The 24,973-nt window shown below is 72.7% G+C and carries 22 protein-coding genes; 6 read left to right on the top strand and 16 right to left on the bottom strand.

The features are described from left to right. Positions 1-133: 133 nt before the first annotated feature. Genes ACIBFB_RS15770 through ACIBFB_RS15750 form a run of 5 tightly spaced genes read right to left on the bottom strand, consistent with a single transcriptional unit; the run spans position 134 to position 4,461 of the window. On the bottom strand, positions 134-409 hold the full coding sequence (locus ACIBFB_RS15770) for a hypothetical protein (RefSeq protein ID WP_397230559.1): 276 nt from the start codon (positions 407-409) through the stop codon (positions 134-136). 6 nt (positions 410-415) lie between these two features. After that, the gene (locus ACIBFB_RS15765; protein WP_397230557.1) at positions 416-1,228 is read right to left on the bottom strand and encodes a class E sortase; all 813 of its coding nucleotides are present in this window, start codon (positions 1,226-1,228) and stop codon (positions 416-418) included. A 40-nt stretch (positions 1,229-1,268) separates the two neighbouring features. Then, the gene (locus ACIBFB_RS15760) at positions 1,269-2,147 is read right to left on the bottom strand and encodes a heme ABC transporter ATP-binding protein (protein WP_397230555.1); all 879 of its coding nucleotides are present in this window, start codon (positions 2,145-2,147) and stop codon (positions 1,269-1,271) included. Beyond that, the gene (locus ACIBFB_RS15755; protein WP_397230553.1) at positions 2,144-3,241 is read right to left on the bottom strand and encodes a FecCD family ABC transporter permease; all 1,098 of its coding nucleotides are present in this window, start codon (positions 3,239-3,241) and stop codon (positions 2,144-2,146) included. Before ACIBFB_RS15755 ends, ACIBFB_RS15760 begins: the two co-directional genes overlap by 4 nt. Then, on the bottom strand, positions 3,238-4,461 hold the full coding sequence (locus ACIBFB_RS15750; RefSeq protein ID WP_397230551.1) for a hemin ABC transporter substrate-binding protein: 1,224 nt from the start codon (positions 4,459-4,461) through the stop codon (positions 3,238-3,240). The genes ACIBFB_RS15755 and ACIBFB_RS15750 overlap by 4 nt, the downstream gene beginning before the upstream one ends. A 243-nt stretch (positions 4,462-4,704) precedes the next feature. Between ACIBFB_RS15750 and ACIBFB_RS15745 the strand changes: the two genes are divergently transcribed. From ACIBFB_RS15745 to ACIBFB_RS15735, 3 genes are all read left to right on the top strand, one after another. Next, positions 4,705-6,108, top strand: coding sequence for a cell wall protein (locus tag ACIBFB_RS15745; protein WP_397230549.1), 1,404 nt, complete (start codon positions 4,705-4,707; stop codon positions 6,106-6,108). A gap of 149 nt (positions 6,109-6,257) precedes the next feature. Next, positions 6,258-6,920, top strand: a complete 663-nt coding sequence (locus ACIBFB_RS15740) for an HtaA domain-containing protein (RefSeq protein ID WP_397230547.1) — start codon at positions 6,258-6,260, stop codon at positions 6,918-6,920. A 103-nt stretch (positions 6,921-7,023) separates the two neighbouring features. Continuing rightward, positions 7,024-8,877 carry an HtaA domain-containing protein gene (locus ACIBFB_RS15735; protein ID WP_397230544.1) on the top strand — a complete coding sequence of 618 codons (1,854 nt, stop codon included), beginning with the start codon at positions 7,024-7,026 and terminating at the stop codon, positions 8,875-8,877. Between the two features lie 99 nt (positions 8,878-8,976). Here the strand turns inward: ACIBFB_RS15735 and ACIBFB_RS15730 are convergent, their stop codons facing one another. The 8 genes from ACIBFB_RS15730 to ACIBFB_RS15695 form a co-directional block, all read right to left on the bottom strand. Beyond that, entirely contained in the window at positions 8,977-9,219 is a 243-nt protein-coding gene (locus ACIBFB_RS15730) for a DUF3039 domain-containing protein (protein WP_075927591.1), read from the bottom strand. Positions 9,220-9,295: 76 nt separating this feature from the next. Further along, the gene (locus ACIBFB_RS15725; protein WP_397230541.1) at positions 9,296-9,877 is read right to left on the bottom strand and encodes a YqgE/AlgH family protein; all 582 of its coding nucleotides are present in this window, start codon (positions 9,875-9,877) and stop codon (positions 9,296-9,298) included. Between the two features lie 75 nt (positions 9,878-9,952). After that, a complete protein-coding gene (locus tag ACIBFB_RS15720; RefSeq protein ID WP_397230539.1) occupies positions 9,953-11,350 on the bottom strand; it encodes an NAD-dependent malic enzyme in 1,398 nt (465 codons plus the stop codon). A 459-nt stretch (positions 11,351-11,809) separates the two neighbouring features. Next, positions 11,810-12,580: an AAA family ATPase gene (locus ACIBFB_RS15715; protein WP_397230537.1), complete on the bottom strand. Its 771-nt coding sequence runs from the start codon at positions 12,578-12,580 to the stop codon at positions 11,810-11,812. A gap of 212 nt (positions 12,581-12,792) precedes the next feature. Beyond that, positions 12,793-13,749 carry a co-chaperone YbbN gene (locus ACIBFB_RS15710; protein ID WP_397230535.1) on the bottom strand — a complete coding sequence of 319 codons (957 nt, stop codon included), beginning with the start codon at positions 13,747-13,749 and terminating at the stop codon, positions 12,793-12,795. Between the two features lie 106 nt (positions 13,750-13,855). Then, positions 13,856-14,587 (bottom strand): dienelactone hydrolase family protein, encoded by a 732-nt coding sequence (locus ACIBFB_RS15705; RefSeq protein ID WP_397230533.1) that lies wholly within the window; start codon positions 14,585-14,587, stop codon positions 13,856-13,858. 104 nt (positions 14,588-14,691) lie between these two features. After that, entirely contained in the window at positions 14,692-16,422 is a 1,731-nt protein-coding gene (locus ACIBFB_RS15700) for a methylmalonyl-CoA mutase (protein WP_397230531.1), read from the bottom strand. A 76-nt stretch (positions 16,423-16,498) separates the two neighbouring features. Next, a complete protein-coding gene (locus tag ACIBFB_RS15695; protein WP_397230624.1) occupies positions 16,499-17,014 on the bottom strand; it encodes a MarR family transcriptional regulator in 516 nt (171 codons plus the stop codon). Positions 17,015-17,416: 402 nt separating this feature from the next. Here ACIBFB_RS15695 and ACIBFB_RS15690 point away from each other — a divergent pair, with 402 nt between their 5' ends. Further along, positions 17,417-19,369 carry a glycosyl hydrolase family 18 protein gene (locus tag ACIBFB_RS15690; protein ID WP_397230529.1) on the top strand — a complete coding sequence of 651 codons (1,953 nt, stop codon included), beginning with the start codon at positions 17,417-17,419 and terminating at the stop codon, positions 19,367-19,369. Positions 19,370-19,737: 368 nt separating this feature from the next. Here the strand turns inward: ACIBFB_RS15690 and meaB are convergent, their stop codons facing one another. Both meaB and ACIBFB_RS15680 read right to left on the bottom strand, forming a co-directional pair. Next, positions 19,738-20,685, bottom strand: a complete 948-nt coding sequence (gene meaB, locus ACIBFB_RS15685; protein ID WP_397230527.1) for a methylmalonyl Co-A mutase-associated GTPase MeaB — start codon at positions 20,683-20,685, stop codon at positions 19,738-19,740. A 36-nt stretch (positions 20,686-20,721) separates the two neighbouring features. Then, positions 20,722-21,909 carry an acetyl-CoA C-acetyltransferase gene (locus ACIBFB_RS15680; RefSeq protein ID WP_397230525.1) on the bottom strand — a complete coding sequence of 396 codons (1,188 nt, stop codon included), beginning with the start codon at positions 21,907-21,909 and terminating at the stop codon, positions 20,722-20,724. An 86-nt stretch (positions 21,910-21,995) separates the two neighbouring features. Between ACIBFB_RS15680 and mce the strand changes: the two genes are divergently transcribed. Continuing rightward, entirely contained in the window at positions 21,996-22,454 is a 459-nt protein-coding gene (gene mce / locus ACIBFB_RS15675) for a methylmalonyl-CoA epimerase (protein WP_397230523.1), read from the top strand. 308 nt (positions 22,455-22,762) lie between these two features. Continuing rightward, a complete protein-coding gene (locus ACIBFB_RS15670; protein ID WP_397230521.1) occupies positions 22,763-24,034 on the top strand; it encodes a DivIVA domain-containing protein in 1,272 nt (423 codons plus the stop codon). Positions 24,035-24,222: 188 nt separating this feature from the next. Here the strand turns inward: ACIBFB_RS15670 and ACIBFB_RS15665 are convergent, their stop codons facing one another. Further along, entirely contained in the window at positions 24,223-24,963 is a 741-nt protein-coding gene (locus ACIBFB_RS15665; RefSeq protein WP_397230519.1) for an alpha/beta hydrolase, read from the bottom strand. Positions 24,964-24,973: the final 10 nt, after the last annotated feature.

Below are 24,973 nucleotides of genomic sequence, written 5' to 3'. Positions count from 1 at the left end.
TCGCGCCCTCCGGCCCGCGCCCCGGGCGCCGCCCCCCCCCCCCGCCCCCCGCCCGCCCCCCCCCCCCCCCCCCCCCCCCCCCCCCCCCCCCCCCCCCCCCCCACCGCCCAGGCGGAGCGAGAACTGCGAGAACTCAGGAACTCTCGGAGGCCGAGGGTTCGGGGGACTCCGACTCCGACGGGGACTCCGACGTCGAGGGGGACTCGCCGCCGGGCAGCGCTCCGGAGCCCTCCGGGACGGCGTTCGCGCCCTGGACGTCGACCGCGCCGTCGTTGAACGGCATGTGCGGAGAGACCGCCGGGAAGGCGAAGAACCACAGCAGCGCGCACGCGCCCGCCACCAGGCCGACCGACAGGATCAGCTTGGACGGCCACGGGCCGGGGAGCACGCGCCAGATCAGTCCGTACATCCGCCTCTACTCCTCGTCCTCTTCGGCGTCCGGCGCCATGTGGGCGATCGATTCGGGCATGCCCTCGGACTTCGGGGTGGTCTCGGTGAGCTCGGCCCAGACGATCAGCCGGTGGGTGTTGTTCAGCTTGGGGGCGCACGTGGTGAGCGTGATCAGGGAGCGCTCGGGGTGCTCGTCGGTGGCGTCGTCGAACGGGTCGGGCTCGATCACCCACACGTCGGAGGGATCGACGGTCTCCTCGCGGAACACCTCGTAGGTGTAGAAGTTCTCCCCGTCCTCCAGAACCATGACGTCGCCGTCGTCGAGCTGGTCGATGTCCCAGAAAAGGCCCGGGGTCCGGTGCGCGGCGACACCGTAGTTCCCGAGCTCGCCCGGCCCGGTGTCGTACTCGGTGTAGTGGCCGGGACTGTTGCGGATGTCCTCCTGCGTCGTCCCGTTGACCACGACCCACTGGAGATCGAGGTCGGGCAGGTACAGGCGGCTGTCCGCGCTGCCGGGCAGCGGCTCGGACTCCGGGCCGGGCTCGACGTCCTCCTCCTGCGCGGCCCAGGCCTCCTCCAGTCCCTGGGCGAGCTGCTGCTGCTCCCGGTCGGTCTCCCACTGACCGCCGTAGACCTCGTAGCCGGCGTAGAAGAGCATGAGCAGACCCGCGGTCAGCAGGATCTCGCCGATGGTGCGGACGATGGCTCGGACGACGTCGCCGGGGGTGTGCCGGGGCCGTCGGGCCCTGCGGCGCCGCCCTCCTTCCGAGCCCCGACGGCCCCGCCCGCGGCGGGGGTGGGGGTCGTCGTGCTTGTGCCGTTCAGTTGTGGAGACCAATAGGACCTACTCCTGTGGACGCTTTCGTGCGCTCCGACACCTACCTGCGGGGAACGACGAGCGGGGCCCCGGTACGCGGATGCGGCAGGACATCGATCTGATGCTGGTACACGTCGCTGAGGAGCGGCGCCGTGAACACGTCAGCGGGTGCGCCCCGTGCGGCGACGCGTCCCTCGGACAGCACCGCCACACGATGGGCGTAGGCGGCCGCAAGCCCCAAATCGTGCAGGACCACGATAACCGCCTGACCGGCGTCCGCGAGTGCGCGCGACACGGAAAGAACGAGTTCCTGGTGGCGGATGTCGAGCGCGGCGGTCGGCTCGTCGAGCATGAGCAGCTGGGTCCGCTGGGCCAGGACCCTGGCCAGCATGACCCGGGCGCGTTCGCCTCCGGAGAGCGTTGGGAAACGGCGTTCGGCCAGGTGGGAGACGCCGGTGCGGTCCATCGCGGCGGCGACCTCGGCGGCGTCGGCGTCCGCTCCGCACAGCCCCGCCCAGGGCGCCCGGCCCATGGCGACGAGGTCGGCGACGGAGAACGGGAAACTGACCGCCGCCTCCTGGGGCAGGACGGCGCGGCGCAGCGCCAGTTCCGGCGGAGTCCAGTCGGGGAGCGGCCGGTCGAACACCCGGACCGACCCGGAGTGGGCGGTACCGCCCCCGTCCGCGCCGACGTCGCCGGAGAGCGCCTTGAGCAGGGTGGACTTGCCCGCGCCGTTGGGGCCGACCAGGGCGACCAGCTCCCCGGCACGGACGGTGAGGTCGACGCGGTCGAGCAGGAGGCGGCCTCCCCTCCGGACGGTGACCCCCTCCGCGCGGACCACGGGTGTGCCGGGTGGGGCGGGGTCGGGGAGGCGGGGCGGGCGGGAGAGGGGCGCGACCGCGGCGGCGGTCCGGCGCCGGAGTCGGGACAGGACGATCACGACCAGCCCCCCTGCTTGGACCGGGTGCGGTGGAGGAGGAAGAAGAAGAACGGTCCGCCGAGGGCGGCGGTGACCACGCCGAGCGGGATCTCGGCGGGGGCGGCGACGGTGCGGGCCAACAGGTCGGCGGCCAGCAGGAGCAGGCCGCCGCCGAGCGCGCTGGCGGGCAGCAGGATCCGGTGTCCGGGCCCGGTGACCATGCGGACGATGTGCGGCACGACCAGGCCGATGAACGCGACGATTCCGGCGAAGGCGACGGCGGCCGAGGTGAGCAGCGCCAGGGCGGCGATGACCACCAGGCGCATGCGTTCCACGTCCACGCCGAGGTGGCGGGCGGGCGCCTCGCCGAGGGAGAGCAGGTCCAGGCGGCGCGCGTACAGGGGGATGACCGCCAGGCCGAGCAGCAGGCAGGGGGTGATCGCGGCGACCTTGGACCAGGTGGCGGTGGAGACGCTGCCGAGCTGCCAGAAGGTGATGGTCTGGATCTCGGCGTCCTGGGAGAAGTTGGTCATCAGGCCGATCGCCGCGCCCGCGACCGCGTTCACGGCGACCCCGGTGAGCAGGAGGGTGACCACCTCGGTGCGGCCGTGGGAGCGCGCGAACACGTACACGGACAGGGTCGTGGCCAGACCGAACACGAAGGCGGAGGCGATGATCGTCCAGTGGCCGAGGACGGTGAGGCCGCTGAAGATGACCAGGATCGCGCCGACGGCGGCCCCCGAGGAGACGCCGATGACGCCGGGTTCGGCGAGCGGGTTGCCGAAGATCCCCTGCATCATGGCGCCCGCCGCGCCGAGGGCGGTGCCGACGGCGACGGCGAGGGCCACGCGCGGTAGGCGGACGTCCCAGAGCACGGTCCGGCCGATCCGGTCGGGGAGGGTGCCGACGTCGAGCCCGGCGGCGTGCAGGACCGAGGCCGCGACCTGGTCGACGGGGACGGGGTAGGCGCCGAGTCCGGCGGAGACCAGGGCGACCGCGACGAGGGCGACGGTGAGGGCGGTCAGCAGCAGGGTCGCGCGCACGCGGTGCCGTCGGGGTCGGTCCGCGGGGGCGGGAGCGTCGTCGGTGCCGGGCGGGGTGGACAGCGTGGTCACTCGGCGGCCCCGCCCGTGCCCGCGGCGGCCAGTTCCTCGGCCAGCGCGGCGATGACCTGCGGTGTGCGCGGTCCGAAGTTGAGCAGGACGCCGTCCTCGACGTCGATGACGGCGCGGTCGGCTCCGGCGGGGGTCTGGGCGACGCCGGGGATCCCGACGAGCCCGTCGACGCCGCCGACCGACTCCAGCCCGCCCGTCATGACGAGGATCACGTCGGGCTGGGCGGCGATGAGCGCTTCGGCGGTGATGGGTGTGAAGGGTGCGGTCAGGCCCATCTCGACGCCGGCGTCGCGGGCGCCGACCTCGGCGAGCATGGCGTCGGCGCCGGAGCCGGGACCGCCGAGGAGGTAGACCCCGGCCGTGCCGCGCAGGTACAGGAAGGCGACGCTCGGGTCGCCGACGGCCTCGGCGGAGGACGCGCGGACCTGCGCCATCTGCCCCTGGGTGCGCTCGGTGAGGCGGGCGCCGCTGTCGGGGACGCCCAGGGCCTCGGCGACCCGGGAGAAGCGCGGGTACATCTCGTCGACCGTCCACGCCTCCTCGACGATGACGACGGGGACTCCGGCGTTCTGGAGCTGCTCGACGGTCTCGGGCGGACCGCTCTGGGTGTCGGCCAGGACGACGGTGGGTTCGAGGGCGAGGGCGGACTCGGCGGAGATGTCGTGTCCCTCGCTGACGACGGGAAGGCCGGCGGCCTCCTCGAAGGTGGCGGACACGTCGCGGCCCACGACGTGGTCGCCGAGGCCCAGGGTGAAGACGATCTCGGCGAGGCTGCCGCTGAGGGGGAGGATCCGGCTGGCGTCGGTGACCTCGACGTCCTCGTACTCCAGGGGGTCCTCGCTGGTCCGGTAGGGGTCGTGCACAACCGAGGGGACGGTGACGGGCAGGTCGGGGACGGCGGGGCCGTCCAGGATCTGGAGGCGGTTCTCGGCCAGCTCGGGGATGGCCCGGCCGTCGGCTCCGGAGGGGGCCTCCCCGGAGGCGCCGCCGCCCGTTGAGCATCCGGCCAGCGCGAGGGCGACCGCGCAGGCGGCGGCGAGGAGTCGGGGGCGGGCGGAGCGGGTTCGGGTGGGTGTGCCCGGGGCGCGGGTGGCGGTCGACGGGGACCCGGGTGCGACGGCTCGCGGGCGGGCGGGCTCGCTCCTGGGGCGGGTGCGCGCCGTGGCACGGGTGCTCGTTCCCGGGCTCGCTGTGAGGGGCCGGTGGTCGGCGTGGGGCATGGTGATCGCTTTCCGTCGTCCGGGCCGGAGCGGGGCTGCGGGCGGGGCCGGGTTGACCTGCCCATTTTTATGACACATCGTCATTATCTTGACAACCCCGGGATTCCGGTGGTCCACTGTTCCCGCCCCGACGCTGACTTAGGTAAGGCTCACTTCACCAAGGTAAGCATAACCTAAGTTTGCTTCCCCACGCCTCGCGGGCGGCCACCCCCAACGGCCCCCGCACGAACGCGAAGGCCCCTCATGCACAGGAGAATCGCCGTCGTGGCGGCGACGGCCGTCATCGCCGTCACGCCACCCGTGGCGGCGTCCGCCGAGACGGTCTCCGACGCGGAGACCGACCACCCCCGGATCACCACCGTCGACCGGACCGAGGAACTGTCCCCCGAGGGCGACACGGTCACGGTCTCCGGAGCCGGGCACGAACCCGGGTCCCGGATCGAGGTGTCCACCTGGGCGGCCCCGGCCGGGACCGGAGCCGCCGACGACGCGGCGGAGACCGGGGACGAGGCGGTGCACGACGCCGACCACGCGGTCACGGTGGACGTCGGCGAGCGCGGCGCCTTCACCGTGACCCTCGACACCGGAACCGGCTTCGCCGTCGACGCCGGGCTGGACGCGGCCGAGGACCCGTTCGAGATCCGACTCGTCGAGGTCGGGCCCGCCCCGGAGTCCCCTCAGGACACGGAAGCCCCGGACACCGGAGGCCCCGCCGACGACGCCCCTCCGACCGGAAGCGCCGACCGGACGGACACCGACGGAGACGCGCACGCGGCCGACACGGCGCCGCCGGGCGCGGGCATGAGCAAGCCCGTCCTCGCGCCGGGCGCTCCGGCCACGGCCCCGGTCGTCGCGCGGGTGCCGATCACGTTCGCCGCCCCCGCGTCGGCACCGAACGTCCAGCCGAACGCCCAGTCCCAGACGCGGACCCAGACCCAGACGACGCTGCCTCCGGCGACCGTCCCCAGCACCCGGGAGACCCCGACCCTGAGCGTCTCCCAGACCTCGGGGCTCGACCCCGACGGGCAGACCGTCACCGTCACCGGCAGCGGATACGACACCTCCAAGGGCGTCTACGTCGCGCTGTGCGACACCAGTCGGGCCGGAGCCGCGCAGGCGCCGAGCCCGTGCATCGGCGGCGTCGACATGGACGGCTCCAGCGGCTCGTCCGTGTGGGTGTCCAGCAATCCGCCGCCCTACGGCGAAGGCCTGGCCGTCCCCTACGACGGGCGCGGCACCGACGGCGGCTTCTCCGTCGAACTGACCGTGCGCGCCAGCGACGCCGGCACCGACTGCACGGACGCCTCGACCGAGTGCGCCGTGGTCACCCGCAACGACCACACCCGCTCCAGCGACCGGAGCCAGGACGTGTTCGTGCCCGTCACCTTCGCGGGCCAGGACGGCGGCTCCGGCAACGGATCCGGCGGAGGCGCGGACGGCTCGGGATCGGGCTCCGGCTCGGACTCCGCAGGCTCCGGCGGCTCCGGCTCCGGCAACGCGGAGAACGGCGGCGACGAGGGCATCGGCACGCTGCCGACCACCGGCTCAGCGCTCTGGGCGCTGGTCCTCGCCGCGGTCGTCGCCACCGTCACCGGCGCCGCGGCCCTGGTCGCGACCCGGCGTCCCCGCGACACGGCCGCCACCTGACACGGCCCCGTGGGCGCCCCCGCCACGGACGGCGTCCACCGCCGTGGACCTCCCCCACTCCGATCCGGTGTCCGGCCACCGGGCCACGGGTCGGTCCCCGTCCCCTTCCGGGACGGTCCCTTCCACCATCCATCCGGAGGTAGCACCCCATGTCCCTGACCACGACTCCCCCGACGACCGACCGCGCCCGGCGCACGCCGCGCGGCCTCGCGGCGACCGCGTCGGCCGCCGTCCTCGGCGCCGTGCTCGCCCTCGCCCCCTCCCCGGCCCTGGCCGACACCGGCCTGAGCGGAGGATCGGCGGACTGGGGCGTCAAGGAGTCCTTCCGCACCTACGTGACCAGCTTCATCGCCCAGGGCGACTACGTCGGCGTGGACGGCGCCACCGTCACCGCGGCCGGGACCGTCGACTTCCCCGGCGCGGGCGGCACCCTGGCCACCGACGGCTCGTTCGACGCCGCCTTCTCCGGCGGCGTGGTCTTCACCGGCCACGACTACGGCAACGGCCCCGTCCTGGAGGTCCAGGTCCACGACCCGCGGGTGGAGTTCGACGGCACCGACGCCGTCGTCCACGCCCGGGTCGTGAGCCGCACCTTCGACGGCCCGTTCCAGACCTCTCCGAACCCGCTCGTCGACTACGGGGAGATCGCGGTCACCGAGCTGACCGGCGAGAGCGTGACCGGCACCGGCACGGAGCTGTCCTTCACCTCCACGGGCGGGTCCCTGCACGCGGACGCGGTCGACGCGTTCGCGGGCTTCTACTCGGCCGGGACCGCGATGGACCCGATCTCCTTCACGGTCACGACCGACTGACGCCCGTCCAGCCCGACCGGCGGCGCGGGACCCGCCCCCGCGCCGCCGCGCACGCCCCCACCTCACGCCGCCATCCCCCGACACGATTGGAACCACCCGTCCCATGATCACCTCGTCAACCAGCGGGACACGGGCCCCAGGCCGGTCCAGGCGCCTGCTGAGATCCCTCGTCTCCGTCACGGGCGCCGCCGCCGTCGGCGGCGCGCTCGCCCTCGCCCCCGTCCAGAGCGCCTCCGCCGAGCAGACCGTGCCCGTCGAGGGCGGATCGGCCGCCTGGGGTGTGAAGGAGTCCTTCCGCAACTACGTCTCCGGCTTCATCGCCCGGGGCGGGTACGAGGGCTCCGACGGCGCCACCGTCCTGGCCGACGGCACCGTCGACTTCCCGACCGTCGAGGGCGAGGTGTCCAAGGAGGACTCCTCCGGCCACGTCGACTTCGGCGGCACGGTCACGTTCACCGGCCACGACTACGGCAACGGCCCCGTCCTGGAGATCCGCCTGTCGGACCCGCGCGTGGAGTTCGACGGCGACGGCTCGGCCCTGGTGCTGGCCGACGTCGAGAGCCGCCCCTTCGAGGGCGTCCAGCAGACCACGCCCGCGCCGCTGGAGGACTTCGGCCGGGTCGCGGTCACGGAGCTGTCCGGGGTCGAGCTCTCCCTGGACGGTGAGGACCTGACCCTCACGTCCTCGTCCGGCACCCTGCACCAGGACGCCGTCGCCGCGTTCGCCAACTTCTACGCGGCGGGCGCCGCCATGGACCCGCTGAGCTTCACGACCACCGTGCGGGGCGGGGAGGAGCCGGTTCCGCACGACCCGCGGGTGACGGTGACCCCCTCGGCCGACCTGGACCCCGCGGGCGACGCCGTCACCGTGGAGGGCACGGGCTTCCGCCCCGGCGCGGGGATCTACGTCGCCCTGACGGGCGTCCCTCGGGCCGCGGACTCCTACCCGCGGCACTGGTACGGGTCCGGTGTGTGGCTGCGCGACGACGCCGCACCGGCGGAGGACGGCTCCTTCAGCACCGAACTGGACGTGGTCGGCGCCTTCGACAAGGACGGGACCTCCTACGACTGCGTCGAGGCGCAGTGCTACGTCGCGGTGTTCAACGACCGCTTCGACCTGGACAACCGCGACCAGGACGTGTGGGTTCCGGTCTCCTTCGCCGCCGAGGACGGCGACGGCGGCGACGGCGGCGGCGAGACCCCCGACGGCCCGCTGACCGTCCACTCCGGGCGCGCCGACTGGGGCGTCCGCGCGTCGTTCCGCACGTACATCGAGGGCGACATCGCCCAGGGGTCGATCAGCGCCGAGGACGGCGCCTCCCGGAACGCCGACGGCACCTTCGCGTTCTCGGGCGGCGACGGCGAGGTCGACCTCGACGCGGGCACCGCGGACCTGTCCTTCGACGGCACCGTGCTCTTCCGGGGCCACGCCTACGAGGACGGGGACCCCCTCCTCCACATGACGGTCACCGACCCCCGGGTGGAGATCGACGGCGACGCCGGCGTGCTCTACGCCGACGTGGTGAGCAAGTCCCTCGACGACGAGGAGCTCGTCACCTACGACGACGTGGCCTTCGCCGACCTGGATCTGTCCGGGGTCGACCCCGCCCTGGCCGAGGACGTTCTGACCTGGGAGGCGATCCCCGCCACGCTGACCGCCGACGGCGTCCCCGCCTTCGCGGACTTCTACGCCGAGGGCGAGGAGCTGGACCCGGTGACCCTGACCGTGGGCGTCTCCGAGGACGCCGACGTGCCCGGCGGCGGAGGTGACGGTGGCGGAGGTGACGGCGGAGGTGACGGCGGTGACGGTGACGGCACGCCGGGCCTGCCCAACACCGGTGCGGCCCTGACCGGACTGCTCGTCGCGGCCGTCGGGGCGATCGGCGCCGGCGGCGTGGCCGTGGCCGCGTCGCGCGGGCGCACGCCCGGGGACGCGACCGCCGGGTCCGAGGACTGACCGGCCGCCCGGGTCGGACGCGGAGACGGGCGGGCCCCGGCACACGCGGTGTGTCGGGGCCCGCCCGGCGGAGCATGACGCGGGCGTCTGGGAGCACGCCTACTTCATGAGCTCCTCATAGGCCTTCTTGCACTCGGGGCACACGGGGAACTTCTTGGGGTCCCGGTTGGGGACCCACACCTTGCCGCACAGAGCGATCACCGGATTGCCCGTGACGGCGCTCTCGGTGATCTTGTCCTTCTGCACGTAGTGCGCGAACCGCTCGCGGTCACCGTCGTCGTGCGAGGTGTCCGGCCTGGTCTCGCTCTCCGGGAGAACCTTGTTGAAGACATCCATCGACATCGTTCCTCACACCTTTCCACGTCTGCGTTCCACGGTATAGGGTGCCGCGCACCTCACGGCGGTCGCTCGACGCCGCTCAGTTCATCGTCGGGTCCTCGGGGTAGGTGGACAGCAACGCGAGTTCACCGCCCTGCCGTCGCAGCACACGCGACCACAGCCGTTCGGGAGCGGTGGTGAACACGTCGTCGGCGATCGCCGACACGACGTACCAGGCGCCCTCGTCGATCTCCCCGGCCAGCTGACCGGCGGCCCACCCGGCGTAGCCCGCGAAGACGCGGAACGCTCCCAGCGCGCCGCCCAGCACGGAGGGCGGTCCGTCCAGGTCGACCACGCCCACACCGTCCAGCCCCAGGTCCGAGTCCACACCCTCCAACGGGGACCAGCCCGGGGGCGGGTCGCCCGTGCCCGACACACCCAGGGCGATGCCGGAGCCCGCCCCGACGGGTCCGCCGGAGAACATCACCGCGGGCTCACTGGCGTAGGCGCCCCAGTCGGTCACGACCTCGTCGACGGCCGTGTCCAGGGGGCGGTTGAGGATCACTCCGAGGGTGCCGTCGGCGGTGTCGTCCACGACGAACACCACCGAGCGGCGGAACGAGTCCTCCTGGAGGAGGGGGGCGGCCACCAGGAGACGCCCGGTCAGTCTTGGCTGGTCCATGGTCCCCCCCTACCCAGGTTCGCGCCTGTCGTCGGGGCGGTGCGGCGCTCTTCCGTCCCGGGACCGCGCCCGGCGTCAGTTGCCGCGGCCCCGCTGGGCGACCTCGCGCACCGCGGTGGCCACGTGCGTGGACAGGTCGGAGTGGAAGACGCTGGGGATGATGTAGTTCGGGCCCAGCTCGTCCTCGGTGACCACGTCGGCCAACGCCTCGGCGGCGGCGACCATCATGTCGGAGGTGACCTCGTGGCTCTGCGCGTCGAGCAGTCCGCGGAAGAAGCCCGGGAACACCAGCACGTTGTTGATCTGGTTGGGGTGGTCGCTGCGGCCGGTGGCGACGACGTCGGCGTGCAGGTGGGCGACCTCGGGGTCGATCTCCGGGTCGGGGTTGGCCAGCGCGAAGATGATCGCGCCGTCGTTCATCTCGGCGACGTCGTCGCCGGTGAGCAGGTTGGGCGCGGAGACGCCGATGAAGACGTCGGCCCCGGCCACGGCGCCCTTGAGGTCACCGGAGTAGCCCTCGGGGTTGGTGTGCTCGGAGATCCAGCGCAGGTTGTCGTCGAGCTGCTCGCGGTCGGCGTGCACCGCGCCGTGCACGTCGCACACGACGATGTCCTTGGCGCCGGCGTGCATGAGCAGCTTGAGGATGGCGGTACCCGCCGCCCCCGCGCCCGACATCGCGATGCGGACCTGGCTCAGCTCCTTGCCCACCACCCGCAGGGCGTTGCGCAGCGCGGCGAGGACGACGATCGCGGTGCCGTGCTGGTCGTCGTGGAAGACGGGGATGTCGAGCAGCTCGCGCAGACGGGCCTCGACCTCGAAACAGCGGGGGGCGGAGATGTCCTCCAGGTTGATCCCGCCGAAGCCGGGCGCCAGGACCTGGACGGTGCGCACGATCTCGTCGACGTCCTGGGTATCGAGGGCGATCGGCCACGCGTCGATGTCGGCGAAGCGTTTGAACAGGGCTGCTTTGCCCTCCATGACCGGCATGGCGGCCTCGGGTCCGATGTTGCCCAGGCCCAGGACGGCCGAGCCGTCGGTGACCACGGCGACGCTGTTGCGCTTGATGGTCAGACGGCGGGCGTCGTCCTTGTTGGCGGCGATGGCCTGGGAGACGCGGGCGACGCCGGGGGTGTAGGCCATGGACAGCTCGTCGCGGTTGCGCAGCGGCACCTTGGAGGACATCTCGATCTTGCCGCCGAGGTGCATGAGGAAGGTACGGTCACTGACCTTGTGGACGGTGACGCCCTCGACGGACCCCAGGGCGTCGACGATCGCCTGGGCGTGGTCGGTGTCACGCGCGGCGCAGGTGACGTCGATCCGGATGCGCTCGTGACCGGCGGCCGCCACGTCCAGCGCCGTGATCATGCCGCCCACGTGCTCGACGGCGTTGGTGAGGCTGCCGACGGCACTGCCTCCCGCGTCCAGTTCGAGGCGGACGGTGAGGGAGTAGGAAACGCTGGGAAGGCTGGCCACGTGTTGCTCCTTGGCTCTCGCTTGGTGTCGTGCGTCGGTGGGGCGCGCGGGCGGCCCCGTTCCCGGGGACGTCGACGCTGACGCCCGGTACCCCCTCCTGTCGCACACCACGCCCAGCGGCCGCTTCGGTGCGGGGTGGGACGCTCGCCCGTCACCCTCCGCCGACCCCGGGCCCGGTCCGACCGGCGCCGAGCGCCGGCCCCGCGCCTGACGCGGTTCCGACACGCGTGTCCGCTCGGGCGGAGCGTCGGGGATTCCTGCGTGTCCGCTGCGCGCGGTGTCTCTCAATGGTGCACCGCGCCGGGGACCGCGGTCACGGGAGGGGGCTGGTTCGGACTCGCGACCGGGTCGCCTCACCCTACCGGAGTCAAGGCCAGATCGTCAGCAGGAGGGGACAATTCGACCCTTAGTAAAAAACTCCACAATTTTCCATGACGACTACGGGGCGGTGAGGCGACGTCAGGGAACCCGACCGGCTCCGCCGTCCCCACCCGCCTTCCCGGCGCCGCCGGGCGCTTCGCCCTCGTCCGGCCCGCGCCCCTGGGCCGCCCGGACCACGATGTCCACGCACGCCTCGATGGTGAACGCGGTGCCGTCCAGGAGGACGTGGTACAGATCCGGAGACGCGGGGTCGACGCGGTAGAAGCGGCGGACGTAGGCGGTGCGGGCGCGGTCGTTGTCGTCGAGCAGCCGGAGGGTGGGCGCCGTGTCGCACCAGTCGTAGCCGCCGACCTCGTCACGGTTCCCGGACTCGAACAGCTCGCGGGCGCGGCGCAGTCGGGCGCTCCGGTCTCCGTCGACGCGGACGTGCAGGGCGGTGGGGTGGCCGGCCAGGACCACGGCGGCCCCGCGGCCGAGCACCACTCCCCCGGAGTGGCCGACCTCACCGATGACGCGTTCGGTCTCCTCGACGAACTCGTGGTCGTACAGCAGGCGCCCCTGGTCGTCGGTGGGACCGGTCAGCGCCGTGTCCACACCGCCGAGGGTGACGGTGGGGAGCCGCGCCGCGCTGGCGAGGAGGCGTTCGAGACCGCCGGGGCTGCGGCCGTCGTGGCGCAGCGCCTCCTCGAGGGAGCAGCCGATGTGGGCGGCCACCGCGCTGGGGATGGCGCGGTCGAGGAAGGGCACGCCGAGCCGCGCGGCGACCGCGGGGCCGATCACGGCGCCTCCGGCGCCGAAGGTCGCCGAGATCGTGACCACGGGGCCACAGCGGGGAGCGTCGTCGTTCATGGGCACCTGCCGGATCGCCATCGGGCCGTGCGACCCGCCGTCACCGGGTTCGTACCCCCTGCCCGGTGGGCTATCCCGCCGCCCACGCGAGCAGAAGATCGCGACGATTTACCGGTTTGTCCATGTATGTGACGCCCTGGGGGTCCGTGGGTGCCGACGCCGGAATTCCCGTCCGCCGTCGGCACCCCGCCGTGCCCCCCGGGGGACACACGTCAGAACAGCGCGGAGGTGAGCTTGCGCCGGGCCGCGGCCACCCGCGGGTCGCCGGGCGCCAGCAGCTCGAACAGCGAGAGCAGGTGGGTGCGCGCCCGGTCGCGGTCGTCGTCGCTGGTGCGCTTCACCGTGGCGACGAGGCGGTCGAACGCGTCCTCGAACTTGCCGCCGTACATGTCGATGTCGGCGACGGTGCACTGGGCGGCGACGTCCTCGGGGCGGTCGGCCGCGGCCTGGCGCGCGGCGCCCGCGTCCACCTCCTGGAGCCGGCCGACCAGCCGGACCTGGGCGAGCTTGAGCTTGGACTCGACGTCGTCCGGGGAGGCCTCCACGGCCTTGGCGTAGACGGCCTCGGCCGCGGCGAGGTCGCCGCGCTCCAGGGCCGCCTGGGCCTCGGCGTCGACCGGGTCGACCTCGGGCTGCTCGGGCCGCTCGGCCTGCTGGCCCGCATCGGCCGAGGGCTCGCCCTCGACGGTGCCGGGGTGGCCCGGGGGCAGCATGCCCTGCTCGGCGAGCGCGGCGAACACCTGGCCGAGCCAGTCGCGCAGCTGCTCCTCGGTGGCCGGACCGGCGGGGCCGGGCATGACCTGGCCCTGGACGGCGACGATGATCATCGGGGTGGTCGGCACGCGCAGGGCCTGCACGAGCTGCGGGCTGGCCTCGCTGTCGAGCTTGGCGAGGAACCAGTTGCCGCCGGAGGCCGAGGACAGGCGGTCCAGGGCGCTCTCGACCTGCTTGGACTGCTCCGACCATCCGGCGAGCACGGCGAGGACGACCGGGGCGGACATCGACCGTTCCAGGACCTCGGCCTGGAAGTTGGCCTCGTCGACGTTGACGGCGTACGGGTTGGCTCGACCGGCCGACTCCTCGGCGCGCTGCTTGGCCTCGCGCTCCAAGGCCGCCTTGCGCGCAGCGAGGTCAACCGCACTGTTCGGTGAAAAGTCCGAAGGCTGCATGGTTCCATCCTGCCGCATGCGCGGGAGGGCGAGGGACGCTCCGCCCGCGTGCGCGACCGGCCCCGACCCTCCTCGGCTCCGCCCGCACGGGACCGCCGTTCCCGGGTCAGGTCCGTCCGTCGCCCAGGTGTTCGGTGAAGAAGGCGTCCAGGCGGCGCCAGGCGTCGGCGGCCGACTCGGTGTCCCGGCTGACTCCGAAGGCCCGCAGCACCAGCTGGAGCGACCGGGGCCCGTTGGGCGCCGTGTTCATGAAGGAGTGGCCGGCGTCCGGGTACTCCTTCACGTCGTTGACCACACCGGCCTCCTCCAGCGCCGCCCTGAGCCTGGCCGCGCCGCCGGGCACCATCCGGTCCTTGGCCCCGTAGCTGGCGACGGTCGGGCAGGCTCCGCGAACGGCCGCGCGCACGTCGTACGGTGTGACCCCGTAGTGGGGTGCGGCGGCGTCGAACGAGGGGGCGGTGGCGATCGCGAACCCGCCGCCCATGCAGAAGCCGACGACCCCGATCCTGCCCGTGCACTCGGGCCGCTCCAGAAGCCAGGCACGCCCGGCGGCGATGTCGGTGAACGCGCGGCCCTGCCCGGCCGACAGGGCGCGCATCACCCGCACGACGCACCGCAGCAGGCCGCCCTCGCTGTACAGGTCGGGGACGATCGTGAGGTAGCCGAGTTCGGCGAGGCGGTCGGCGTGGCCGCGCATCTGCTCGTCGACGCCGTAGGCCTCGTGGGCCACGACCACCCCCGGCCACGGCCCCGCTCCCTCCGGTCGGGCCACGTAGGCACGCAGCCGCGGTGAGCCGTCGTTGTCCGCGGTGAACGCGCTGAGGTCGAGTTCGGGCACGGTCTTCTCCTGTCCGCCTCCGGCGCCCCACCGTACCGCGCGGCAGCCGCACGCCGGGCAGGGGAGTCCGGCGGGACACCGGGCCACCTCCGAACGCGCGCCGCTCAGAAGCGCGGGTCCTCCGTGTAGGTCCCGAACTCCTCGCCCATCGTGGAGCAGATCTCCCCGAGCGTGGCCTCGGCGCGGGCGGCGTCCATGATGAGCGGCACGAGGTTGCCGTCCTGGGCGCGCACGCCCTCCAGCAGGCGGGCGAGGGCGCGGTCGACGGCGGCTCCGTCGCGCCGCGCACGGCGTTCGGCGAGCACCTTGCGCTGCTCCCGTTCCACCTCGTGGCTGATCCGCAGGATGTCCAGCTCCCCGGACACGGTGCCGGTGTGGCAGTTCACTCCCACGATGCGCTTGTCGCCCTTCTCCAGGGCCCGCTGGTACTGGAACGCCGCCTCGGCGATCTCGGACGTGAAGTACCCGTTCCCGATCCCCGCGAGGATGCCGGAGGTCATCGGCCCGATCCTGTGCTCCGTGTCACGTCCGCCGCCCATGCGCAGGATCTGCGCGAAGATCCGCTCCGCCTCCTCCTCCAGCTCGTCGGTGAGCGACTCCACGTACCAGGAACCCCCGAGAGGGTCGGCGACGTTGGCCACCCCCGTCTCCTCCATGAGCACCTGCTGGGTGCGCAGCGCGATCTCGGCGGACTGCTCGGTGGGCAGGGCCAGGGTCTCGTCGAGGGCGTTGGTGTGCAGGGAGTTGGTCCCTCCGAGCACCGCGGCGAGCGCCTCGACGGAGGTGCGCACGACGTTGTTGTAGGGCTGCTGAGCGGTGAGCGACACCCCCGCGGTCTGCGTGTGGAACCGCAGCCAGCACGCCTTCTCTGTGGTCGCCCCGTAGGTGTCCCGCATCCAGCGGGCCCAGATGCGCCGGGCCGCACGGAACTTGGCGATCTCCTCGAAGAAGTCGATGTGCGCGTCGAAGAAGAACGACAGACCCGGGGCGAAGGTGTCGACGTCCAGGCCGCGTGAGAGTCCGAGTTCCACGTAGCCGAACCCGTCGGCCAGGGTGTAGGCGAGCTCCTGCGCGGCCGTGGCCCCCGCCTCGCGGATGTGGTAGCCGGACACCGACAGCGGCTTGTAGGCCGGGATGCGCTCAGCGCAGAACTCCATGAGGTCGCCGATGAGGCGCAGGTGGGGGCCCGGGGGGTACAGCCACTCCTTCTGCGCGATGTACTCCTTGAAGATGTCCGTCTGGAGCGTGCCGTTGAGCGTGCCGACGTCAGCGCCCTGGCGCTCGGCGGCCACGAGGTACATGCAGAACACGGGTACGGCGGGACCGCTGACGGTCATGGACGTGGTCGTCCCGTCGAGCGGTATGCCCTGGAAGAGCAGGTCCATGTCGGCGACCGAGTCGATCGCCACCCCGCAGTGCCCGACCTCGCCCAGGGCGTGCGGTGAGTCGGAGTCGTGGCCCATGAGGGTGGGCATGTCGAAGGCCACGGACAGGCCGCCTCCGCCGGAGTCGAGGATCATCCGGTAGCGCTCGTTGGTCTGGCGCGCGTTGCCGAACCCGGCGAACTGCCGGATGGTCCAGGTCCGGCCGCGGTAGCCGGTGGAGTACAGGCCGCGTGTGTAGGGGTATTCGCCCGGCCAGCCGATCCGGTCGAATCCGGGGACCTCGGATCCGGGCGGCGGCCCGTAGACCGGTCGCAGTGTGCGCCCGGAGAGCGTGGAGAAGTCCGCCTCGCGCACGCGCGCGGAGTCGTGTCGGCGCTGCCATCGCTCGCGCCCCGCCTCGATCTGCTCGGCCCCGCCTCCGCCGGTGGGACCCGGTGTGGTGTCCGCCATACCCGAATAGTAGGACGTCCAACTAAGTCTGTACAGGAGACGCGCCCGCGGCGCCCGGCGGTCGGCCGGCGGGGCGTCAGCGGCCCTCGGCGGCGACGGGCGCGGGGAAGTCCCCGAAGTCCGCCCTGAGCTTGGTGAACATCTCGTGCATCCGCCAGAGCTCCTCGTCCGAGTAGCAGCCCAGGGCGAACTCCATGCCCATCAGGGCACGGGTGGCCTCCTCGGCGACCTCGCGCCCGGCGTCGGTGATCTCGGCGAGGACGCCGCGGCCGTCGCTCGGGTTGGGGCGGCGGCGCACGAGGCCCTGCCCCTCCAGGCGGTCGATGGTGTTGGTGACGCTGGTCGGATGCACCATGAGACGCTCACCGATCTTGCCGAGCGGCAGCGCGCCCGTGGAGCTGAAGGTGAGCAGGACCAGTGCCTCGTAGCGGGCGAAGGTCAGGCCGAACGGCTTGAGGGCGCCGTCCAGCTCCCCGATCAGGATCTGCTGCGCGCGCATGACGGAGGTGACGGCGGCCATGGCGGGCGAGGCGCCCCACCTGCGCGTCCAGTTGTCGTGCGCGCGCTCGATCGGGTCGAACGGAAGATTCAACGGGTTTCCCACGTCGCCACTCTAGCCACGACACGCGCGCTAGCAGGCAAGTGCTCCCGGCACAAGACGCCTGGGTGACCACAAGGGGCCAGTCGGGGAACCCGGTACCGGTCCAGTCCCCCAGCTCGGAAAAGTCGATTCCACGGCGCGGGCCGCCGACCCGGACGGGACGGGAGGGCGAAAAAGGCCCGGTCGCTCTCATTGACGCGCGAGGAAATTATTAGTTAAGTTTCCTAAAAATTAGTTCCCCCACGTCAGGGACGTCATGGCCCGCTCACCACCGTCCTCGTCGACTCTCGGATCCCAGACTCGCACCACTCCGCAAGGACTCTCCCCGCTGCCCGGAGCACCCGCTCCACTGCGGTCAGCCCTCAGTCCCCCCACACTGGAGACCCCCCAATCGTGAGAGCACGTCATCTGAGAAACCGGCTCGCCGCGTTGGCCGCCGCGCTGCTGGTCGCCCCACTGGCCCTGGCTCCGACCCCGGCCGCAGCCGCGCCCGGCGAGGTGACCGTCACCTACGTCGAGACGTCCCGGTGGGACAGCGGTTTCGGCGGACAGATCACCATCCAGAACGAGACCGCCAGCGGCCTCAGCGACTGGACGGTCAGCTTCGACACCCCGTCCGGGGTGAACATCACCACCCTGTGGAACGCCACCCACACCGTCACGGGCAACACGCACACGCTCACGCCGCCCTCCTGGGGCGCGACCGTCCCGGCGGGCGGCACGTACCAGATCGGCTTCAACGGCACCCACGGCGGCGGCGACACCGCACCGGTCAACTGCACGGTCAACGGCGCCCCCTGCTCCGGTGGACCCACCGAGCCCGACACCGAGGCGCCCTCGACCCCCGGCGGCCTGACCGTCGGCGACGTCACCTCCAACACCGTCGCGCTGTCCTGGGACGCGGCGACCGACAACGTCGCCGTCGCGGGCTACGAGATCGTCTCGGGCGGTCAGGTCGTGCGCTCCGTCGGCGGGGACACCCTGGCTGCCACCGTCGGCGGCCTGGAGCCCCTGACCGAGTACGGCTTCACGGTGCGCGCCTACGACACGTCCAACAACCGCGGGGCGGAGAGCGCCGCGGTGACCGCCACCACCCTCGAGGGCGGCGGCACCACGCCGACCGGCGAGCGCCGGGTCGCCTACTTCACGCAGTGGGGCATCTACGACCGCGGCTACCTGGTCCGGAACCTGGAGACCTCCGGCACCGCCGCGAACCTCACGCACATCAACTACGCCTTCGGCAACATCAACTCCAACGGCGAGTGCTTCATGGCCAACCAGCTGGGCCAGGGTGACGCCTGGGCCGACTACGGCCGCTCGTTCCGCGCCGACGAGAGCGTCGACGGTGTCGCCGACACCTGGAACCAGGACCTGCGCGGCAACTTCAACCAGCTGCGCAAGCTGAAGGAGATGTACCCGGACCTGCGGGTCAACATCTCGCTCGGCGGCTGGACCTGGTCGGAGCACTTCTCCGACGCGGCCCTGACCCCCGAGTCGCGCGAGCGCATGGTCAGCTCCTGCATCGACCAGTTCCTCCGCGGCAACCTGCCCATGTTCGACGGCGCGGGCGGCCCGGGCTCCGCCGCCGGGATCTTCGACGGCATCGACCTCGACTGGGAGTGGCCGGGCAGCGCCGGCCACGAGCACAACACCGTCCGCCCCGAGGACCGGGAGAACTTCACCGCCCTCGTCCAGGAGTTCCGCGACCAGCTGGACGCCCTGGAGACCGAGACCGGCCGGGCCTACGAGCTGACCGCCTTCCTGCCCGCCGACCCGGAGAAGGTCGAGGCCGGCTTCCAGATGGGCCAGCTCATGCCCAACTTCGACTTCGTCACGGTCCAGGGCTACGACTACCACGGCGGGTGGGAGAACACGACGGCCCACCAGTCCAACCTGGTGCTGCACCCCGACGACCCGGGCCCGCGCCTGTTCTCCGGCGAGATCGCCGTCCAGGAGTACGTCAGCAGGGGGGTGAACCCCTCCGACATGGTGCTCGGCCTGCCGTTCTACAGCCGCGGCTGGACGGGCGTCGACCCCGGGCCGAACGGCGACGGGCTCTTCCAGAGCGCGACGGGTCCCGCGACGGGCACCTACGAGCCGGGCATCGACGACTGGAAGGTCATCAAGGACCTGCCGGGCTTCACCCTGCACCGTGACGACGCCCTCGGCACGGCCTGGCTCTACGACGGGAACACCTTCTGGACCTACGACGACGAGATCGCCCTGACCCAGAAGACGGACTGGGCCCAGGCCCAGGGGCTGGGCGGCGTCATGATCTGGTCCATCGACGGCGACGACGCGAACGGCACCCTCATGGCGGCCGTCGACGCGGCGCTCGCGTCGTAGCCCCCGCCCCGGACACCGCCCGTCCCCATGAGGGCGGCGGCTGTCAAGGGATCACGGTGGCCGGAAGGGGACACGATCCCCCTTCCGGTCACCGGTCCGGCCCCCACGCTGGGCTGGTCCAGCCCGTCAGCCCCCATGAGTGCCCTGAGTCACTGGGGATCACCGAGTGGTCCTTGACGGGGCATCAAATTATTAGTTAAGTTTCCTAAAAATTAGACCTCACAGGCTCCCGGACGGGTGTGCCCGATCCGGGACGGGCGTTCGGTGCTCTGATCCGGGGAGCACCGCCGCCCCGGCCGACGCGGACCGATGTGCGACGGACCGCGTCGGCCCCTTCTCGTCCGGAGGGATCCGGCCGGGCCGGGGGCTCAGGCGTCCAGGTCCTCGAGCACTGCGTCGGCGGCGGAGTACGGGTCGCGCCGCCCCTCGGCCACCTCGCGCGCCAGGGCGTCCAGACCGCCGTCCACGCCCTCCGCGCCCAGTTTCGAGCGCAACCGGTCGAGCACGATCCCCTGGACCTCCTCGCGGGCGCGGGCGCGGCGCCGCCGCCCCAGCTCACCCGTGGCCTCCAGGTGGGCGCGGTGCTGGTCGACCCGTTCCCACAGTTCCTCGGCGCCCCCGCCCTCGACCGCCACGGTCATGACGATCGGCGGCTTCCACTCCTCGTCGGCCCGGTCCACCATCGCGACCATCTGCCGCAGCTCGCGCAGGGCGGTCCTGGCGCCGTCACGGTCGGCCTTGTTCACCGTCAGGACGTCGGCGACCTCCAGCACCCCGGCCTTGGCCGCCTGTACCGAGTCCCCCATTCCGGGGGCGCACAGCACGACGGTGGTGTCCGCCTGCCCGGCGATCTCGACCTCCGCCTGGCCCACGCCGACGGTCTCCACGAGGATCACGTCGAACCCGGCCGCGTCCAGGACCCGCAGCGCGTGCGGCGCGGCCCAGGACAGGCCGCCCAGGTGCCCCCGGGTGGCCATGGAGCGGATGTAGACGCCGGGGTCGGTGGCGTGCTCCTGCATCCGCACGCGGTCGCCCAGCAGGGCGCCGCCGGTGAACGGGGACGAGGGGTCCACCGCCAGCACGGCGACCGTCAGGTCCCGGGCGCGGAGCAGGCGCACGACCGCGTTCGTGGTCGTGGACTTGCCCACGCCCGGGGACCCGGTGAAGCCGACGACGCGCGCCCGCCCGGTGGACGGCGCCAGCCCCGCCATGATCTCGCGCAGCTCCGGCGCCCCGTTCTCGACCAGGGTGATCGCGCGGGCGAGCGCCCGGCGGTCGCCCTCGCGGACCCGTTCCACCAGTCGGGCGGCGTGCATGGGACTCCTCGTCGGTCCGGCCCGGGCCTCGGGCACCTACTCCGCGGGCACCGTGAACAGCAGGGCGTCGCCCTGGCCCCCGCCGCCGCACAGGGCGGCGGCGCCCAGCCCGCCGCCGCGGCGGCGCAGCTCGTGGACCAGGTGCAGGGCGATGCGCGCGCCGGACGCGCCGATCGGGTGGCCGATCGCGATGGCGCCGCCGTCGACGTTGACGATGTCCTCGGAGATGCCCAGGTCCTTGACGGACTGGATGCCGACGGCGGCGAACGCCTCGTTGATCTCGACCAGGTCCAGGTCCTCGACGCTCCTGCCGGCCTTGGCCAGCGCGTGCTTGATGGCGTTGGAGGGCTGCGAGTGCAGGGAGTTGTCCGGGCCCGCGACGTTGCCGTGCGCCCCGATCTCCGCCAGGACCGGCGCTCCGAGCTCATTGGCCTTGGCTCGGCTCATCACGACCACGGCGGCGGCGCCGTCGGAGATCTGCGAGGAGGACCCGGCGGTGATCGTCCCGTCGTCGTCGAACGCGGGGCGCAGCCTGGCCAGGCTCTCGGCGGTGGTGCCGGGGCGGATGCCCTCGTCGGTCTCGAAGACCACGGGGTCGCCCTTGCGCTGCGGGATCCGCACGGGCACGATCTCCCGGGCGAACCGGCCCTCGGCGGTCGCGGCCGCGGCACGCTGGTGGGAGCGGGCGGCGAAGGCGTCCTGTTCCTCGCGGCCGATGCCGAGCTTGGCGTTGTGCCGCTCGGTCGAGGCGCCCATGGACTCGCCCTCGAAGGCGTCGGTGAGACCGTCGTGCGCGGTCGCGTCGAGCACCTCCACCGAGCCGTACTTGTAGCCCTGACGGGCCTTGGGCAGCAGGTGGGGGGCGTTGGTCATGGACTCCATGCCGCCCGCGACCACGATGTCGAACTCACCCGCGGCGATGAGCTGGTCGGCGAGCGCGATCGCGTCCAGACCCGACAGACACACCTTGTTGATGGTGACGGAGGGCACGCTCATGGGGATCCCGGCCCTGACGGCGGCCTGGCGGGACGGGATCTGCCCGGCGCCGGCCTGGAGCACCTGTCCCATGACCACGTATCCGACCTGTTCGCCGCTGACGCCGGCGCGCTCCAGGGCGGCCTTGATCGCGAAGCCCCCCAGTTCGGCGGCGGAGAACCCGGCGAGGGAGCCGAGGAGTCTGCCGGTGGGGGTCCGCGCCCCACCGACGATGACGGAACCGGGCATCGTAACTGGCCTCCATGTGATCGGGGACGCACCTGGTCTGCAACGATACCCACACAGCGTTCAGCGACGTCCGGGAGGTTCCACCCATGAGCGACGCACCCGCCCCGACCATCCCGTTCTCCGGGCTCACCAGGCTCGACCACGTGGGGATCGCGTGCCGCGACCTCGACGCCTCGATCGAGTTCTACCGCCGGACCTACGGGTTCGAGGTCGAACACGAGGAGGTCAACGAGGAACAGGGGGTGCGCGAGGCGATGCTCCGGATCAACGGCACCGACGACGGCGGTGCCACGTATCTGCAACTGCTCGAACCCACCCGTCCGGACTCCCCCGTGGCGAAGTTCCTCGACCGCAACGGCGAGGGCGTGCACCACATCGCCTTCGGGACCTCCGACGTCGCCGGGAGCGCCGCGGCGGTCGGCGCCCGGGACGTGCGCGTCCTGGACCCGGAGCCGCGCCACGGGACGCTGGGGTCGCGCATCGTGTTCCTGCACCCCAAGGACTGCGGAGGCGTGCTCACCGAACTCGTGCAGAGCACCGGGTGAACACCGGATGTGAGATCCCTCCCGGCGGAGATGTCACGGGGGCGTTCCAGCCACGTCACGACTTGGATTCCCCGGGATGAGTTGACCCCGGACCCACCGGAAGTTACCCGAAACCCTCTTCCCAGGCGTTCCACGCTTGATAAAGTCGCCTAGCCGCCGGAGTGTTCTTCCGGCGTCGGTCCATGTCTTCCGGTCCGGCCGCCGCACGCCCGGACACCGCCCGCCCACCGGGGACGACGCGGCCGTCTTCCGCCGCCCCCCGGCCGCTCGCAAGTAAGCCGTCTCGCACCCGTTCAGGATTCCGCCACATGTCGTCAAACAACATTGACTCCCAACTCGACAACATCTTCAACGAGGACAACACCCCGCCCGAATTCGACGTGGTGCTGCGTGGCTACGACCGCACCCAGGTGGACGACTACGCGGCCAGCCTCCGTAGCGAGCTGGAGCAGTCCAGCAAGAAGATCGAGAAGTTCAAGGCCGAGCTGAGCGCCAAGAACCGTCAGCTCCAGGAACGTGAGCGCCCCTCCTACGCCGGTCTGGGCTCGCGGATCGAGGAGCTGCTGCGCCTGGCCGAGGAACAGGCCAACGAGCTGGTCCAGAGCGCCCAGATCGACGCCAACGACATCCGCTCCGCCGCCAAGATCGAAGCCGCCGAGATGCGCGCCGCCGCCGAGTCGGAGGCGACCGAGGTGCGCACCCTCGCCCAGCGCGAGGCGGACGAGATGCGTCAGACCGCGGAGTCCGAGGCCGAGGAGATCAGCACCACGGCCCGCCGCGAGGCCGACGAGCTCGCCTCCACCACCGAGCGCGAGGTCCAGAAGAAGCGCTCCGCCGTCGACCACGAGATCGCGGAGAAGCGCGCCACCTTCGAGGGTGAGATCGCCAAGCTGCGCACCACCACCGAGCGGGAGTGCGCCCAGGCGCGCGCCGCCGCCAAGCGCGAGCGCGACGAGACCATCCAGGCCGCCAAGAGCCAGGCCGAGGAGCTGCGCAAGAACGCCGAGCGGGCCTACGCCGAGTCCGAGGCGCGCCGCACCGAGGCCGAGGACCAGTTCGAGCTCCAGCTCGCCGACCGCCGCGCCGAGGCCGAGCGCCAGGACGCCGAGCGGCTCGCCGCGGCCCAGGCCGCCACCCAGAAGATGGTCAGCGAGGCCGAGGAGCGCGCCAACAGCGCCGAGCAGCGGGCCACCAAGGCCAGCCAGCAGGCCGAGCAGACCCGCCGCGACGCCGAGAACCACGCCAAGCAGCTGGTCGGCAACGCCAAGAAGAACTCCGCGCAGATCGAGTCCGAGGCCAAGTCGAAGGCCGAGCACCAGCTCGCCGACGCCAAGGCCGAGGCCAACCGGATCATGACGGCCGCCAAGAAGGAGGTCGACGACCTCAACGCGCAGCGCGACAGCATCCAGTCGCACCTGAGCCAGCTGCGGCAGCTGCTCGGCGGCGGCGCTCCGGCTCCGGCCGCGCCGGTCGCCCCGGCCCCCGCGGCGATCGCCCCGAAGGAGGCGCACGCCGAGGAGGCCAAGCAGCCCGCCCACTCCGGCAAGGGCGCCGACGACGAGGACTGGTGGCAGGAGTAGCGCAGGTGCCCTGGGGCCCGTTCTCCGGAACGGTCGCCCCGGAGGGTTTCCGTTCGGGCGCCCGAACGGGGTGAGGACCGCACCGCGGGAATCCGTCGAGGGGCCCGCACCGGATCAGAGTTCCGGTGCGGGCCCCTCGTGCGTCGTCGGCGGGGACGCGCGGCGCGGTCGGCGGACGCGCTCCCGCCTCAGGCCAGGGGAGCGACGTCCTTCTCGTGGGGGCCGTCCCACTCGGTGGGCAGCGGGTGCGCGGCCGGGTTGACGACCCGGACGACCTCGTCGAGCACCCGGCGCACGTACGGCTCCCCCACCCACAGGTGGCGGGCGCCGTCGACCCCGATGATCTCGGCCTGGGTGAGCGGCGCGAACCGTCGGCGGGCCTCGTCGGGGCGCAGGTAGTCGTCGTGCTCGGGGACCAGCGCGACCACCGGCTTGCCGGAGTCCGCCCACACCTTCATGTCCGCCTCGCCCGCGCGGTGCAGCGGCGGCGACAGCAGGATCGCGCCGCTGACCTGGGGGTCGCAGCCCCACTTGAGCGCCAGTTCCGTGCCGAAGGACCAGCCGAGCAGCCAGGGGTCGGGCAGCCCCTCGAACTCGGTGAACTCGATGGCGGCCGACACGTCGTGCCGCTCGGTCTCGCCCTCGCCGAAGCTGCCCTGGCTGGTGCCGTGGCGCGAGGTGGTGCCGCGGGTGTTGAACCGCAGCACGGCGAGGTCGGCCAGGGCGGGCAGGCGGAAGGACGCCTTGCGCAGCACGTGGCTGTCCATCATGCCCTCGGCCGTCGGCAGCGGGTGCAGGCACACCAGGGTGGCCACCGGGTCGCGGCCCTCGGGCGCGGCCAGCTCGCCGACCAGTTCGAGGCCGTCGGCGGTGTGCAGGGTGACGGGTCGGCGCACGGCGGGCAGTACCGTGGTGGCTCGGATCTCCATGGCTCCTCGG

Origin of the sequence: Nocardiopsis sp. NPDC050513, assembly GCF_044457925.1 — a bacterium.
Classification (GTDB): Bacteria; Actinomycetota; Actinomycetes; order Streptosporangiales; family Streptosporangiaceae; genus Nocardiopsis.
This window is presented reverse-complemented; position numbering and strand designations above follow the sequence as displayed.

What these genes read in the sequence shown, in the direction of transcription:
- ACIBFB_RS15770 (WP_397230559.1), bottom strand. Translation starts at nt 409, where the DNA reads ATGTACGGACTGATCTGGCGCGTGCTCCCCGGCCCGTGGCCGTCCAAG.
- ACIBFB_RS15745 (WP_397230549.1), top strand. Translation starts at nt 4,705, where the DNA reads ATGCACAGGAGAATCGCCGTCGTGGCGGCGACGGCCGTCATCGCCGTC.
- ACIBFB_RS15700 (WP_397230531.1), bottom strand. Translation starts at nt 16,422, where the DNA reads ATGGCGGACACCACACCGGGTCCCACCGGCGGAGGCGGGGCCGAGCAG.
- ACIBFB_RS15725 (WP_397230541.1), bottom strand. Translation starts at nt 9,877, where the DNA reads ATGGACCAGCCAAGACTGACCGGGCGTCTCCTGGTGGCCGCCCCCCTC.
- ACIBFB_RS15735 (WP_397230544.1), top strand. Translation starts at nt 7,024, where the DNA reads ATGATCACCTCGTCAACCAGCGGGACACGGGCCCCAGGCCGGTCCAGG.
- ACIBFB_RS15740 (WP_397230547.1), top strand. Translation starts at nt 6,258, where the DNA reads ATGTCCCTGACCACGACTCCCCCGACGACCGACCGCGCCCGGCGCACG.
- mce (WP_397230523.1), top strand. Translation starts at nt 21,996, where the DNA reads ATGAGCGACGCACCCGCCCCGACCATCCCGTTCTCCGGGCTCACCAGG.
- ACIBFB_RS15710 (WP_397230535.1), bottom strand. Translation starts at nt 13,749, where the DNA reads ATGCAGCCTTCGGACTTTTCACCGAACAGTGCGGTTGACCTCGCTGCG.
- ACIBFB_RS15670 (WP_397230521.1), top strand. Translation starts at nt 22,763, where the DNA reads ATGTCGTCAAACAACATTGACTCCCAACTCGACAACATCTTCAACGAG.
- ACIBFB_RS15750 (WP_397230551.1), bottom strand. Translation starts at nt 4,461, where the DNA reads ATGCCCCACGCCGACCACCGGCCCCTCACAGCGAGCCCGGGAACGAGC.
- ACIBFB_RS15665 (WP_397230519.1), bottom strand. Translation starts at nt 24,963, where the DNA reads ATGGAGATCCGAGCCACCACGGTACTGCCCGCCGTGCGCCGACCCGTC.
- ACIBFB_RS15680 (WP_397230525.1), bottom strand. Translation starts at nt 21,909, where the DNA reads ATGCCCGGTTCCGTCATCGTCGGTGGGGCGCGGACCCCCACCGGCAGA.
- meaB (WP_397230527.1), bottom strand. Translation starts at nt 20,685, where the DNA reads ATGCACGCCGCCCGACTGGTGGAACGGGTCCGCGAGGGCGACCGCCGG.
- ACIBFB_RS15715 (WP_397230537.1), bottom strand. Translation starts at nt 12,580, where the DNA reads ATGAACGACGACGCTCCCCGCTGTGGCCCCGTGGTCACGATCTCGGCG.
- ACIBFB_RS15730 (WP_075927591.1), bottom strand. Translation starts at nt 9,219, where the DNA reads ATGTCGATGGATGTCTTCAACAAGGTTCTCCCGGAGAGCGAGACCAGG.